Here is a 13,549-nt window from a genome sequence, read left to right on the forward strand (position 1 = left end):
CTGCTGTGAAAGTTTGCAGACCGCGCAACGATACATCCATTGCTTCCGACAAGCAACTAAATGTGGCCGCTACGCTGTCCGGCATGACCGAGGACCGGGACGACGCCGAGCGACTGCTGCGCGCGCAGCTCGACCGGCTGTGGGTCCGGCAGACCCTGCGGTCGTCGCTCATCGAGTCGCGCGGGGGACTGGACCCCACGGCGCGCGTGATCCTGCGGGCGGTCGACCACTTCGGGGCCGTCCGGTCGATGGCGATCGCGGACGCCACGGGGTTGTCGCGCCCGGTGATCAGCCGCCGCGTGGCGTCGCTCGTCGAGTCCGGGTACCTCGGCACCGCCCCGGATCCGGCCGACGGACGCGCCAGCCTCGTCTCGATCGCCCCGGCCGGCCGGACGCTGCTCGACACGCTCGACGTCGCCGGCGCCGAGGTCTTCGACGACCTCACGGGGGCGTTCGCCACGGGGGAGCTGCACACCCTCGCGGGGCTCCTCGCCCGGCTCAACGACCGCGCCGACGCGGTCCTCGGGATCGGCGCCACGGACCGGCGCGACGCGTCCTGACCACGCGGCACGCGCCCGTGACGCGACCAGGAGGCGGACGGGAGGCGCGGTGCGGGCCCGCCCCGATCCTCCCGTTCGTCACTGCTCGCGCCGTATTCGAGATACCGTTTCCGCATGAGCACGGACACCGCCACCACCACTGAGACCCTCGACGACGGGCCAGTGGTGACCTTCGCCGACCTCGGCCTGAGCGATGCTGTGCTCAAGGCCGTGAAGGACATCGGTTACGAGACCCCCTCCGCCATCCAGGAGGCCACGATCCCGACCTTGCTCGAGGGGCGCGACGTCGTCGGCCTCGCGCAGACCGGAACCGGCAAGACCGCGGCGTTCGCGCTGCCGATCCTGTCCCGCATGGAGGCGGGCAGCAAGGTGCCGCAGGCGCTCGTGCTGTCGCCGACCCGCGAGCTCGCCCTGCAGGTGTGCGAGGCGTTCGAGCAGTTCGCCTCCCACATGAAGCACGTGCACGTCCTGCCCGTCTACGGCGGCCAGGCGTACGGCGTGCAGCTGTCCGCCCTGCGCCGCGGCGTGGACGTGGTCGTCGGCACGCCCGGTCGCATCATGGACCACATCGCCAAGGGCACGCTCGACCTGTCCGAGCTGAAGTACCTCGTGCTCGACGAGGCCGACGAGATGCTCAAGATGGGCTTCGCCGAGGACGTCGAGACGATCCTCGCCGAGACCCCGGACGACAAGCAGGTCGCGCTGTTCTCCGCGACGATGCCGGCCCAGATCCGCCGCATCTCGCAGCAGTACCTCACCGACCCGGCCGAGATCACGGTCAAGACGAAGACGAAGACCGCGGCGAACATCACGCAGCGGTACCTCATGGTGTCGTACCCGCAGAAGGTCGACGCGCTCACCCGCATCCTCGAGGTCGAGGACTTCGAGGGCATGATCATCTTCGTCCGCACGAAGAGCGAGACCGAGACCCTTGCCGAGAAGCTCCGCGCCCGCGGGTACGCCGCAGCGGCCATCAGCGGTGACGTCGCCCAGGCCCAGCGCGAACGCACGGTGAACCAGCTGAAGTCCGGCAAGCTCGACATCCTCGTCGCCACCGACGTCGCCGCCCGCGGCCTCGACGTCGACCGCATCACGCACGTCGTGAACTACGACATCCCCGTCGACATCGAGTCCTACGTGCACCGCATCGGCCGCACCGGTCGTGCCGGCCGCTCGGGTGACTCGATCAGCTTCGTCACCCCGCGCGAGCGACGCCTGCTGTCCGCGATCGAGCGGCACACCAAGCAGCCGCTCACGCAGATGCAGCTGCCGACGATCGAGGACGTCAACGAGACGCGCCTCACCCGCTTCGACGACGCGATCACCGCGGCGCTCGAGCAGCAGGACCGCATCACCGCGTTCCGCGACATCATCGCCCACTACGTCGAGCACCACGACGTCCCGGCCGACGACGTCGCCGCCGCGCTGGCCGTCGTCGCGCAGGGCGAGGACCCGCTGCTGCTCGACCCGAAGGCCGACGAGCTGCGGAACCGCGTCGACCGCGACGGCCGGAGCAGCGACCGCCGTGACCGTGACGACGACCGCGGTGCCCGTGGCGACCGGGCTGACCGTGGCCCGCGCCGCTCGCAGCCGATGACCGCCTACCGCATCGAGGTCGGGCGTCGGCACCGCGTCGAGCCGCGCCAGATCGTCGGGGCCCTCGCGAACGAGGGTGGTCTGCGCCGTGACGACTTCGGGGCGATCCAGATCCGCCCGGACTTCTCGATCGTCGAGCTGCCCGCCGACATGGACGCTGGGGTGCTCGACCGGCTGACGGACACCCGGATCAGCGGGAAGCTCATCGAGATCAAGCCGGACCGCCGTGGTGGCGGCGGGGCGCGCCGGTACGACCGCGACGACCGTGGGCCGCGTGCCGGTGGTCGGGACCGTGACGACCGCGGGCCGCGTCGGTACGACCGCGACGACCGCGCGGAGCGCAAGCCGCGTCACTGACGCGCGTTCTTTTCACGGGAGGCGCGGTGCCAGCTGGCACCGCGCCTCCCGTCGTTTCCGGGTTGCGGGATGACGCATGAGGGCCTGCACGGCCCGCACGATCCCGGCGCCGACGGGTCCGAGAGGTCCGACCGGTGCTCTGATGTCCGTAGTCGTGGCGCATGGACCACGGGACGAACAGGGGAACGCACGTGTTCAGAGCCGTACTGACCGCCGCAGCCGCGGTGGCGCTCGTCATCGGGGGAGCCGCGCCGGCGACGGCCGCACCCTCGTCGGTGCCCGGCGCACCGACCTCCGTCCGCGTCACCGGAGCCGCGGACAGCGCGACCGTGACCTGGGGACTCCCGAAGTCCGGCGCGAAGGTCACCAGCTGGCGCGTCACCGTCTCGCCCGCGCAGCAGCAGCCGGACGCCGGCGTCGACCGGCTCCCGGCCAGCGCGCGGTCCGACCGGTTCGGCAACCTGACCGCGAGCACCGCGTACACGTTCTCGGTCCGTGCGGTCGGGGCCCGGGGCACGGGCAAGGCCGTCTCGGTGCGGTACACCGCGCCCGGGTCGGTCCAGACCGTGCAGTCCCTGTTCGCACTCGACGGCGCGGGCTCGGTCGTGCGGTTCCCGACCTCCGGCACGTCCGCCCCGACCACGATCGCGCCGAACGCCGCCGGCTTCACGGCGGACGACGTGGGCGACGTGTTCGTGCCCTCGGCGGACCGCACCTCGATCGTGATGTACCCCGCCGGCGGTGCCGCTGCCCGGACCGTGGCGACCGGCCTGCACCTCACGGCGGACCTCCGCTCGGACGTCGCCGGCAACCTGTACTGGGTCGACTCGGTCTCCGGTGCGATCACGAAGCTCCCGGTGTCCGGGGCGGCACCGACGGCGATCATCCCCTCGGCCGGCTCCGGCTGGGCGGTCGGACGCGACGGCACGGTCTCGGCCGTGACCTTCGGGACCCAGGGCGCCGCGACGAAGGTCGTCTCCGTGTCGCCGACGGGCGTCCGGACCACCCGGTCGATCCCCGAGACCGGCTACCGGATCTTCGCGGCGGTCATCGCGGACGGCGGCGGGAACCTCTACGTCAACTACCTCTCGACCGGCGCGTCCGGCGCGAGCGGCTGGGTCCTGCTGGCGAAGGGCTCGAGCGAGCTGGTCTCGGCGGAGTCCCGGATCGGCTTCACCTACGCGGCGACGAACGGGCGGGCGCTGGTGTCCGCGAAGTCCGCCGGGTGGTGCGCCGCTCCGAGCGAGGGCAGCCCCGGCGGCTGCACCGCCGACAAGACCATCACCTCGCTGACCTCGCGGACGGCCGACGGGACGACCACCGAGCAGACCACGAGCGGCGTGACCGCCCAGGGCCGTGGCGTGTGGATCGGTGCGGCGGACGAGGCGGGCGACCTGTTCTTCAACGTGAGCGCCGGCCCGACGACCGGCCTCTGGCGGCTCGACGCCGCAGGCGGCGTGGCGCAGCGGCTGTCCGCCGGACAGTTCTCGCGGTTGCTGGTGATCTGAGGTCGGACCCGACCAGGTGACTGACGGGAGGCGCGGTGCGGGCTCGCACCGCGCCTCCCGTCATGCAGTGCGCAGCCGGTTCAGGCGACGCCCTCGACGGTCCGGCGGCACACCTCGTCCCACGGGGTCGGCTCGATGCCGAAGTGGGCTCGGGCCGCCGAGTCGTCGACCACGTACGGGGCCGTCCACTGGTAGCTCATCTCGGCGATCTCGCGCATCATCGGTGAGAACAGGCCCATCGCGCGGAGCATGCCGGCGGGGAGACGCCGGACGGTGACCGGGGGCTTCGCCGCCGCGGCCAGCACCTCGGTGAGGGCCTGCACCTGCGACCGCGGCGTGTTGCTCGGCACCATCCAGGTGCGTCCGTGGGCGCTCTCGTCCGCCGCGGCCGCGACGAGCATCCGGGCGACGTCGAGCACGTCCGTGAAGGTGTGCGGCAGGTCGGTCCGGCCGATCATCGACACCGCCTTCCCCTGCAGCGCTGCCGGCAGGACGCGGGTGATGTGGCCGTTCTCGCCGATGCCGGCGCCGACGTAGTCCGAGGCGCGGACCTCGACGGCACGCAGCCGTCCCGCCTCGTGCGCCGTGCGTGCGTCGGCCCAGAGCCGTGCCCGCAGGAGGCCCTTGTGGTCCGTCGCGGCGTCCGGCAGGCTCTCGCGCATCGGTCCGTCGACGGGGCCGTAGGGGTAGAGGTTCCCGGTGATGGCGTACACCGCGCCGGTCCGCTCGGCGGCGGTGAGCAGCGCGGTCGCGAGCGGCGGCCAGGTCTGCTCCCACTGCGTGTAGTTGCCGGGGTTGGCGCAGTTGTAGAGGGCGACGGCCCCCTCGGTCGTCCGGGTGAGCGCGTCGGCGTCCGAGGCGTCCAGGGCGAGGTGCTCGACGCCGGAGACACCCGTGTCCCGGCCGGAGCGCGTGGCGACGGTGACCCGCTCGCCCCGTTCCGCGAGGAGTGCGGCGACGTGACGGCCCACCGGACCGGCACCGATGACGACGTGGTGCTGCGACATGGCTTCCTGCTTTCGTCTGTTTGCGAGAGCACCGCTCTCGGTTCTCAGCATGCACGAGCGATCGCCGAATTGCAAGAGCAGTGCTCTCGATTGTGTGCAGTGCTCTCTCGTGTCATGGTGGAGGCATGACGGACAAGGCGCCCACTGCACGAGCCCTCGCACGCGAGACCGTGCGGGCCGGCATCCTCGCCGCTGCCCGTGTCCGGCTCACCGAGGAGGGGCCGTCGCAACTGAGCCTCCGCGCCGTCGCCCGTGACGTCGGGATGGTGTCGTCGGCCGTCTACCGGTACTTCCCGAGCCGCGACGACCTGCTCACGGCGCTCCTCATCGCCGACTACGACGAGCTCGGCGGCGCGGTCGAGGCAGCCGAGGCGGCAGCGGGACCGGCACCCGGGGCTCGGTGGGTCGCGGTGTGCCGGGCGATCCGGACGTGGTCGATCGCGCACCCGGGGGACTTCGCGCTCCTGTTCGGCTCGCCGGTGCCCGGGTACGTCGCGCCGCGGTCGACCGTGGACCCGGCGTCGCGGACGACGCTCACGATCGTGCGGGTGGTCGCGGACGCGGTGGCGGACCCGGGGTACCGTGCCCCGCTCCCGGCCGGGTCGGGTCCGGGGCTCGTGGCTGCGGCGGTCGCGGATGGGGTGGCGTCCCTGCGGGCGTTCGGCACGGAGTTGCCGGAGGAGGTCCTCGTCCGCACGCTGATGGCCTGGACGACGGTGTTCGGCACGGTGTCGTTCGAGTTGTTCGGGCACTTCGTCGGTTCGGTGTCGGACGGTGCGGCGTACTTCGACGAGGTCGTCGCGCGGTTGGCCGAGGGACTCGGGTTCGTCGCCGAGTTCGACTGACGGGGTCGCGCGCGCTGCGGGTCGCGCCGTCCGTCGGTCGCGGGTCGTGTCGTCCGTCGGCCGCGTTCTGTTGTCCCCAGAGCGGGGTGCCGGTCTGACAGGGGGCCCGTTCCTGCGGTAGACAGGTCGTGGGCCCCGGTCGTACCCGACGACCGAGTCCACGCTCGGGACGGCACACCTGGAGTCTCCCCGGACGGACCACCACCCTCGGGCGCGCGCCGCGGCCGGGGGCCGACGGATCAGGGAGGCTCGCTTGCGACGCAGCACGTTCGGCGACGCCGTCGTCGGGGGCACCCGGTGACCGCGCTCGACGTCAGCCGGCAGGACCGCCGCCGTCTCACGACCGGGACACCCCGGAAGCGCCTCGTCGCCGTCCGGACCGTCGCCCTGCTCGCCTCGATCGCCGGCGTGAACTACATCGTCTGGCGCTGGGCCGCCTCGGTGAACTGGCACTCGTGGTGGATCGCCGTCCCGCTGATCCTCGCCGAGACGTACAGCGTGATCGACTCGCTGCTCTTCGCGTTCGGGGCCTGGCGGCTCCGTGAACGCGGGGAACCGCCGACCCCGCCGCAGGACCCCGTGACCGTCGACGTCTTCATCACGACGTACAACGAGCCCGTCGACCTCGTCGTCCGCACCGCGACGGCGGCGAAGGCGATCACCCACCCGCACACCACGTGGATCCTCGACGACGGCAACCGTCCGGAGATGCGCGCCGCCGCCGAGTCGCTCGGGATCGGCGTGATCACCCGGGGCGCCGACTGGATCGACCGACCGCGGCACGCCAAGGCGGGGAACCTCAACAACGCCCTGCTCGCGACCCAGGGGGAGTTCCTCCTCATCCTCGACGCCGACCAGATCCCGGAACCGTCGATCCTCGACCGCACGCTCGGGTACTTCAAGGACTCGCGGATGGCGCTGGTCCAGACGCCGCAGTGGTTCGAGAACGTCCCCGAAGCCGACCTGCTCGGCAGCCAGGCGCCCCTCTTCTACGGGCCGATCCAGCAGTCGAAGGACGGGTGGAACGCCGCGTTCTTCTGCGGGTCGAACGCGATCCTCCGGCGCGAGGCGCTCATGCAGCTCGGGGTCACCCGGTACGTGCGCGAGGTCGAGGCCTCGGTCGCGCGGACGATCAAGACCTCCCGGAAGCTCCTCGCCCGAGCACGCGAGACGGAGACCGACCCGCGGGTGCTCGGGGCGCTCGACGAGGCCGAGGCCGTGGTCGACCGTGCCCGCGACCAGGTCCAGCGGGGCGAGCCGCTCGGCGACGTCACCTACGACTTCCAACGCGGCATCGACACGATCTCCTACCGGTTCGCCGCGTCCGACCTCGAATCGGTCCGCAACGACCTGCAGGAGCTCGCGGCGATGTCGACCGACGCGAACACCTTCGCGGGCCTCGACGACGCGGCACTCGACGTCCTCGGCCGCCGCGACGCCTCGCCGGTCGCCGCGATCGAGTCCATCGCCGTGCTCACCCGGGCGCTCGACGTCAACCGCGACGACGAGGCCCAGCCGATCATGCCGTTGGCGACGATCTCGGTGACCGAGGACATGGCGACCGCCATGCGCCTGCACGGCCTCGGCTGGAAGTCGGCCTACCACGACGAGATCCTGGCGAAGGGCCTCGCACCCGAGGACCTGCCGACCATGCTCGTGCAGCGGCTCCGCTGGGCGCAGGGCACCATGCAGGTCTTCTTCCGCGAGAACCCGCTCGTGCAGAAGGGCCTGTCGTGGGGGCAGCGGCTCATGTACTTCTCGACGATGTGGAGCTACCTGTCCGGCTTCGCCGCGATCGTCTACATCGCGGCCCCGGTGCTCTGCCTGTCCTTCGGTGTGGTGCCGGTCCAGGCGTACAGCGTCGACTTCTTCGTCCGGCTCATCCCGTTCCTCGTCCTCAACCAGCTGCTCTTCTGGGTGGTGGCGGCCGGCAGACCGACGTGGCGCGGGCAGCAGTACTCGCTGGCGTTGTTCCCGGTCTGGATCGAGTCCGTCACGAGTGCGTTCGAGAACGTGTTCCGGGGCAAGCCGCTGGGCTTCCGGGTCACCCCGAAGGTCCGTGACGAGTCCGAGCAGAAGCCGCGGTGGGACCTCGTGAAGCCCCAGCTCATCGCGATGGGGGCCCTCGTGGCGGCGCTGATCCTGATCGGCATCCGGTACCTGACCGGCCAGGCGTCCGGCATCGCGCCGCTCGTGAACACCGCATGGGTCGTGTTCGACCTGTTCATCTTCAGCATCGTCATCCGGGCCGTGCTCTACCGCGGACCGGGCACCGCGCAGTCCGAGCACGAGTCGAGCACGGCCGGGGGACCCCTGTGAGCCCGGCGCGGGTCGAGTTCGACGTCCCGGCGGTGCCGGCGTCCCTCGACGAGGTGCAGGACCGCTTCGGCGCGTGGTGGGACACCCTCGGCATCGACGACGTCCGGCTCCGCTTCGGCCTCGAGACCGCCCTCGCTGAGATCGCCGCGAACATCGTCGAGCACACCCGCCGCGCCGACCAGGAAGCCGGCCGGCGCTACACCGTGGAACTCGATGCGACCGACCAGGAGCTCGTCGCCGTGCTCACCGACAACGGGCTGCCGGTCGACATCGACCTCGCTGCCGTGACGATGGCCGACGCCGACGAGGAGAGCGGTCGGGGCCTGGCCCTCGCGATCGCCGCGCTCGACCGGCTCGAGCACCGACACGAGGGCGGTCACAACGTCTGGACCCTGGTGTGCGCACGGTGAGCCGGACCGCTGCCCGGCTCGTCGCGTTCCTGGTGGTGCTCGCGACGTTCGCCCTGGGTGGCGCGCTGCCGGCGTCGGCGGTGCAGGCTGCCGCGACGAGCGGTGCGTCGATCGCGCCGTCCGACGGGAAGACCTGGTTCGGACCGGACATCGACTGGGGCGACGACGCACCGGCCGGGTACGCGGGACGACTCGGTGCGACACCGTCGATGTACGGCGTGGAGATCCAGTACCCGCTCGACCGCAGCGCCCGCAAGGAGTTCCTCCGGGCCACCCGCGCTGCCGCGACGCAGGGCGCCGTCCTCGTGGTGAGCCTCGAGCCCGACCGGTCGCTCCGGTCCCTCACCGCGGCCGACGCCCGCGCGGCCAATGCCCTGCTCGAGGAGGTCCACCGCCAGTACGACACCCAGGTGCTCGTCCGGTTCGCCCCGCAGATGAACGGCACGTGGGTGCGGTGGGGGCAGCAGCCGACCCAGTTCGTCTCGGCCTTCCGGACGCTCGCGACCGCGGTCCACGGCGGCAGCTCGGACGCGCTGATGGTGTGGTCCCCGTCCTACGGTGCGGGCTACCCCTTCGGCGAGTCCGCCGGCCGGCTGCAGGACCTCTCCGCGACCGACGTCTCGAAGCTCGACACGAACGGCGACGGACAGCTCACCGCGGCCGACGACCCCTACGAGCCGTACTGGCCCGGGGACTCCTCCGTCGACTGGGTCGGGCTGTCGATGCTGTACTTCGGCAAGGGCAAGGCGACCGAGGCAGCCGGCCGGGACGTCCCGCTCACCCGGAACGACGTCCCCGAGGCCGGCGAGGTCTCCGCACGCTTCGACGAGACCTGGGGCTACGAGCAGCGACAACAGGGGAGCTTCTACGACCGCTTCGCCGTGGCCGACGACCGGCCGATGCTGCTCGACACCGGGGCGCTGTACGACCACTCGCTCCGGGGCGCCGACGAACTCCCGGTGAAGCAGGGCTGGTGGCGACAGGTGATCGCCGCCGTGCAGGACCGCCCGTTGATCCGCGGCGTGACGTTCCTCGAGACGAACCGCCGCGAACCCGAGGCCGGCAACCGCGTGGCCGACTGGCGCGACACCGCCGTGCCCGGCATCGCCGGCTCGTTCCGCACCGACCTCGAGCGCGCGGGCGACTTCGTGTTCGGACCCGTGACGGACGAGGTCACGCCACGGGACGGCGCCGCGGCGACCGACCAGCAGTACGACACCGGCGGCGACCAGATGGCCTGGATCGTCTGGTGTGCCGTCGGCCTCGCGGTCGTGTTCCTGCTGAGCGGCCTGTTCGGTCGGCTGCTGCCGAGCTGGCGCTACCCCGACGACGGCAAGCCCGGGCGCGACCTGCGGCTCGACCTGTTCCGCGGGTTCATCATCCTCGCCGTGGTGATCACCCACATCGAGATCGGCGGACCGTACTCGTACATCACGCTGCACGCCGTCGGCGCGATCACCGGCGCGGAGATGTTCGTGTTCCTGTCCGGCATGGTCCTCGGCATGACCTACCCGTTCGCCATCAAGAAGTTCGGCGAGTGGGCGGCCGCCATCGGGGCGTGGAAACGCGCGCGGAAGCAGTACCTCGTCACGCTCGGGGTGATCCTCGTCGTCTTCGCGCTGAGCTTCGTGCCGTTCCTGAACACCGACGCGATCACCACCTTCACCGACCGGGGGACCGGCACCGGGGGAGTCGGCGCCGAGGGGCGCGTCTACGACCTCTACCCGAACGCGATGCAGCTGCTGGCGTACCCGCCGCCCTGGTACGCGATCCGGCAGTTCCTGCTGCTCGAGATGGGCCCGTGGCCGTTCAACATCATGGGCCTCTTCGTGGTGCTGAGCCTGTTCATCCCGGCGTTCATGTGGGTGATCCGCCGCGGGTTCTGGTGGGCGCTGCTCATCGTCAGCTGGGCGCTCTACGTCTACCAGGCGCTCAACCCGGAGTTCCGGCCGCTGAACTCCCAGTTCGAGGCGGTCTTCCCGCTCCTCACCTGGCAGGTCGTGTTCACCCACGGACTCGTGCTCGGGTACTACCGCCGGCAGATCATCGGCGCACTGACCGGGCGCCTCGGCAAGGTCCTCGTCGGGGTCGGCATCGGCGGGTACGCCCTGTTCTTGGTCTACGTCTGGGCGGGCGACCACTTCGGGTTCACGCCCGTGCCGTTCCCGGCCTCGATGTACGACCAGCTGTACAACACCGCCTACCAGCGCGTCGACCTGCAGTGGGGGCGCCTGGTCGACATCGCCTTCTTCGCGATCGTGTCGTACGCGATCCTCACCGTGTTCTGGAAGCCGATCGCGAAGGCCATCGGATGGCTGTGGATCCCGATCGGGCAGGCGAGTCTCTACGTGTTCGTCTGGCAGGTGTTCTTCGCGCTGGCGATCGCGTCGATCCCGGGTGTCGACTGGGGCAACGGCTGGATCGGCTTCGCGACCCACACCCTGCTGATCCTGCTGGCCTGGTACATGGTGCGGAAGCGGTTCCTGTTCTCGGTGATCCCGCGCTGACGCGCTGTGGGACGGACGGGAGGCGCGGGGCGGGCCCGCACCGCGCCTCCCGTCCGTCAGCTGGTCGCGGTGCGCCCGTGTCTGGAAAGCTGGTCGTGTGGGGTTGATGAGACGGTGGCCGTGGTGGTTGGCTGCGCTGGCGCTCGCCGTCGCGTTCGGCGGCCTGTGGTTCCTGGTGACGATCGTCGTGATGCCGGAGCTCAACGCTGTCGAGCGAGCCGTGATCTCCGCCATCACGGGTTCCGCGTACGGCATCGTCATGGCGATCTTCCTCATCCGGCTGCGGCGCGGGTACGGCACCGTCCTGCAGGACGCGGGCTTCCGTCGAGCAGTCCGCCGCGGGGTCGTTCCGCCCGACGTCGACGTCGAGGGATGGCGACGCGCGGTGCAGCAGCACCGGAACCAGTACCGCCCGCTGCGATGGGCGGCCCCGCTGCTGTACGTTCCGATGACCGGCCTCTCCGTCTGGCTCGCAGTGTCCGGACAACCGCTCTCCTGGATCTTCGTCGGCCTCTTCCTCGTCATGCTGGTCGCTTCCCTGATCGTTGCCCCTCGAGCGGTCCGCCGGACCGACGCGATGCTGACCGAACTCGACCGCCGTGCGCGGTCGGTCCAGTGAGACGCGATGGGTGACCGCGACCCCCGCTAGCAGCGGGGGCGGTCCTGGTCGTGACCGTCCCACAGGTCGCCGCACTCGACGGGTTCCGCGCCCGACGACGCGAGCCACGGCCCGGCGCCGTGCGAGGGGTCGCGGGACAGCGCGGCGACCAGCGCGGCGCGGTGCTCCGAGCCGACGACCACCGGGTGTCCCGGCATGCCGTGGTGGACCGCGCGGCGGAGCGCCGCCGGGTGGTCACCGTCGCCGATCACCCGCCGGACGGCCGACGCGGGGAGGCCTGGCAGGTCGACGAGGGAGACGCACGCCGTCGCCGGACCGGTGACGGCCGCGAGCCCGACGGCGAGCGACGCGCCCGGACCCGCTGCCCAGTCGTCCGCGACGACGACGGTGACGGCGTCCTCGGCGGGCACGAGGGCCCGCGCCCGGTCGGCGGCGGCGCCGAGGACGACGACGACCCGGTCGCAACCCCCGACGAGGAGCGCGTCGACGCCGAGGTGCAGCCAGGGGGTGCCGTCCGGCTCGGCGACCAGCGCCTTCGGCCGCCCCATCCGCGTCCCCGCACCGGCGGCGAGCAGCACGCCCACCACGTCGGTCACACGAACGCCGGCACCGACGTCCACGCGGCTGGGGCCTCGGCGACGCCGTCGCGCACGACGGTGCCGGAGATGAGGCCGTAGGGCCGGTCGGCGGCGAAGAACACCTCGCCGGGGTTGTCCAGGCCGAACGGTGCGAGGTCGACCAGGAAGTGGTGCTTGTTCGGCATCGAGAACCGCACCTCGGCGATCTCCGGGAACGCCTCGATCGCCGAGCGGCCCATCGCGAACAGGGTCTGCTGCAGCGCCAGGGAGTGCAGCTCGGCGAAGGTCGCGAGCATCCGGTCGAGGACGCCCGCGTACACGGCGTCGTAGTCGATGCCCGCCGCCACCGCCTCGGGCGTGTAGCGCCAGCGGGCCGTCACCGAGGTCGCGAGGATCCGGTCGTCGGTCTCCGCGAGCGTCGTGTACCCGTCGCGCGGGAACCCGTGGAACTCGCTGCCCGTCGACTTCAGGACCGTCAGGTCGGTGACCCCGGCGAGCACGTGCACGTCGTCGCCGTCGACCTGCACCACGGCCGTGCGGGTTCCGCGGCCGGCCCGGACGAACGAGTGGTCGTGCTCCCGGCCGTCGACGACGATCCGCTCCCACGTGTGCTGCTCGGCGGACAGGGTGGAGCCGTCGTACCAGTCGAAGGCGGTGCTGAAGTGCCGGCCGAGGCGCAGGAGGAACTCCTCCGGCGTGCCCACCCCGTGCTCCCTCGCGAAGGCGTAGACGGTGTTCTTCTGCGTGTCCGTCGCGACGACCTTGGCGTTGTCGCCCTCGGTGTACGAGTCGGCGAGCGCCGCACCGCGCAACTGGGTCGTGACGGTCAGGTCCTCGATCTCGTGCCGGTCGGTGTCGCGCGTCACCCGGACGAGCCGGACCTCGGCCTTGCCGTACTGGTTCGCACCGAGGTGGACGGTCGTGGTGGTGGGGACTGGCTGGACGTCGGTGATCTCCATGGAGGCGACGATGACACCCGCGTGTTTCGGCGGTGGGTCGAACAGGTCACGAGCTCCGTCAGCGGCCACGGCCCGGTCGTGACGCAGCCGTCGAACGCCCGTAACCACACGGAAACACCCGTTCCATAGCGTTGCCGCCACGACGCACCCGATCGAGGAGGGCCCCGTGGCGCACACATCCGCACCCCGGCGGTCCTCGGCGTGGAACCGCGGGATGATCGCGCACGGACGACGGTCCGACGGCGCCACCGACACCCGTCCCACCATCCCGATCGGACCCTGCA

At 71.6% G+C, this 13,549-nt stretch carries 11 protein-coding genes; 8 read left to right on the forward strand and 3 right to left on the reverse strand.

Annotated elements, in window-relative coordinates; all coding sequences use genetic code 11:
* The first annotated feature begins 83 nt into the window (after window positions 1-83).
* The 3 genes from ACIPKM_RS05170 to ACIPKM_RS05180 all read left to right on the forward strand — a co-directional run bounded on the left by ACIPKM_RS05170 (window position 84) and on the right by ACIPKM_RS05180 (window position 4,021).
* A complete protein-coding gene (locus ACIPKM_RS05170; protein ID WP_071303102.1) occupies window positions 84-560 on the forward strand; it encodes a MarR family winged helix-turn-helix transcriptional regulator in 477 nt (158 codons plus the stop codon).
* A 114-nt stretch (window positions 561-674) separates the two neighbouring features.
* Complete coding sequence (locus tag ACIPKM_RS05175) at window positions 675-2,513, forward strand: DEAD/DEAH box helicase (protein ID WP_402736303.1); 1,839 nt, start codon at window positions 675-677, stop codon at window positions 2,511-2,513.
* A 191-nt stretch (window positions 2,514-2,704) separates the two neighbouring features.
* Window positions 2,705-4,021, forward strand: coding sequence for a fibronectin type III domain-containing protein (locus ACIPKM_RS05180; protein WP_402736304.1), 1,317 nt, complete (start codon window positions 2,705-2,707; stop codon window positions 4,019-4,021).
* 80 nt (window positions 4,022-4,101) lie between these two features.
* Here ACIPKM_RS05180 and ACIPKM_RS05185 read toward each other — a convergent pair whose 3' ends face one another.
* Window positions 4,102-5,028, reverse strand: coding sequence for an NAD-dependent epimerase/dehydratase family protein (locus ACIPKM_RS05185; RefSeq protein ID WP_402736305.1), 927 nt, complete (start codon window positions 5,026-5,028; stop codon window positions 4,102-4,104).
* 125 nt (window positions 5,029-5,153) lie between these two features.
* Here ACIPKM_RS05185 and ACIPKM_RS05190 point away from each other — a divergent pair, with 125 nt between their 5' ends.
* The 5 genes from ACIPKM_RS05190 to ACIPKM_RS05210 all read left to right on the forward strand — a co-directional run bounded on the left by ACIPKM_RS05190 (window position 5,154) and on the right by ACIPKM_RS05210 (window position 11,728).
* Window positions 5,154-5,873 carry a TetR/AcrR family transcriptional regulator gene (locus ACIPKM_RS05190; protein ID WP_402736306.1) on the forward strand — a complete coding sequence of 240 codons (720 nt, stop codon included), beginning with the start codon at window positions 5,154-5,156 and terminating at the stop codon, window positions 5,871-5,873.
* A gap of 297 nt (window positions 5,874-6,170) precedes the next feature.
* Entirely contained in the window at window positions 6,171-8,192 is a 2,022-nt protein-coding gene (locus ACIPKM_RS05195) for a glycosyltransferase (protein ID WP_402736307.1), read from the forward strand.
* Window positions 8,189-8,602, forward strand: a complete 414-nt coding sequence (locus ACIPKM_RS05200) for an ATP-binding protein (RefSeq protein WP_261645721.1) — start codon at window positions 8,189-8,191, stop codon at window positions 8,600-8,602. Before ACIPKM_RS05195 ends, ACIPKM_RS05200 begins: the two co-directional genes overlap by 4 nt.
* Window positions 8,599-11,109: an OpgC domain-containing protein gene (gene opgC, locus ACIPKM_RS05205; protein ID WP_402736308.1), complete on the forward strand. Its 2,511-nt coding sequence runs from the start codon at window positions 8,599-8,601 to the stop codon at window positions 11,107-11,109. The genes ACIPKM_RS05200 and opgC overlap by 4 nt, the downstream gene beginning before the upstream one ends.
* Before the next feature lie 97 nt (window positions 11,110-11,206).
* Window positions 11,207-11,728, forward strand: a complete 522-nt coding sequence (locus tag ACIPKM_RS05210; protein WP_402736309.1) for a hypothetical protein — start codon at window positions 11,207-11,209, stop codon at window positions 11,726-11,728.
* A 26-nt stretch (window positions 11,729-11,754) separates the two neighbouring features.
* Here ACIPKM_RS05210 and ACIPKM_RS05215 read toward each other — a convergent pair whose 3' ends face one another.
* Both ACIPKM_RS05215 and pucL read right to left on the reverse strand, forming a co-directional pair.
* Window positions 11,755-12,324, reverse strand: a complete 570-nt coding sequence (locus tag ACIPKM_RS05215) for an NTP transferase domain-containing protein (RefSeq protein ID WP_402736310.1) — start codon at window positions 12,322-12,324, stop codon at window positions 11,755-11,757.
* Complete coding sequence (gene pucL / locus ACIPKM_RS05220) at window positions 12,321-13,265, reverse strand: factor-independent urate hydroxylase (protein ID WP_402736311.1); 945 nt, start codon at window positions 13,263-13,265, stop codon at window positions 12,321-12,323. Before pucL ends, ACIPKM_RS05215 begins: the two co-directional genes overlap by 4 nt.
* Window positions 13,266-13,549: the final 284 nt, after the last annotated feature.

Origin of the sequence: Curtobacterium sp. NPDC086286, from assembly GCF_044746255.1 — a bacterium.
Lineage (GTDB): Bacteria > Actinomycetota > Actinomycetes > Actinomycetales > Microbacteriaceae > Curtobacterium.

Coding starts and splice junctions, on each gene's coding strand:
- ACIPKM_RS05170 (WP_071303102.1), top strand. CDS start 84: ATGACCGAGGACCGGGACGACGCCGAGCGACTGCTGCGCGCGCAGCTC.
- ACIPKM_RS05175 (WP_402736303.1), top strand. CDS start 675: ATGAGCACGGACACCGCCACCACCACTGAGACCCTCGACGACGGGCCA.
- ACIPKM_RS05185 (WP_402736305.1), bottom strand. CDS start 5,028: ATGTCGCAGCACCACGTCGTCATCGGTGCCGGTCCGGTGGGCCGTCAC.
- ACIPKM_RS05190 (WP_402736306.1), top strand. CDS start 5,154: ATGACGGACAAGGCGCCCACTGCACGAGCCCTCGCACGCGAGACCGTG.
- pucL (WP_402736311.1), bottom strand. CDS start 13,265: ATGGAGATCACCGACGTCCAGCCAGTCCCCACCACCACGACCGTCCAC.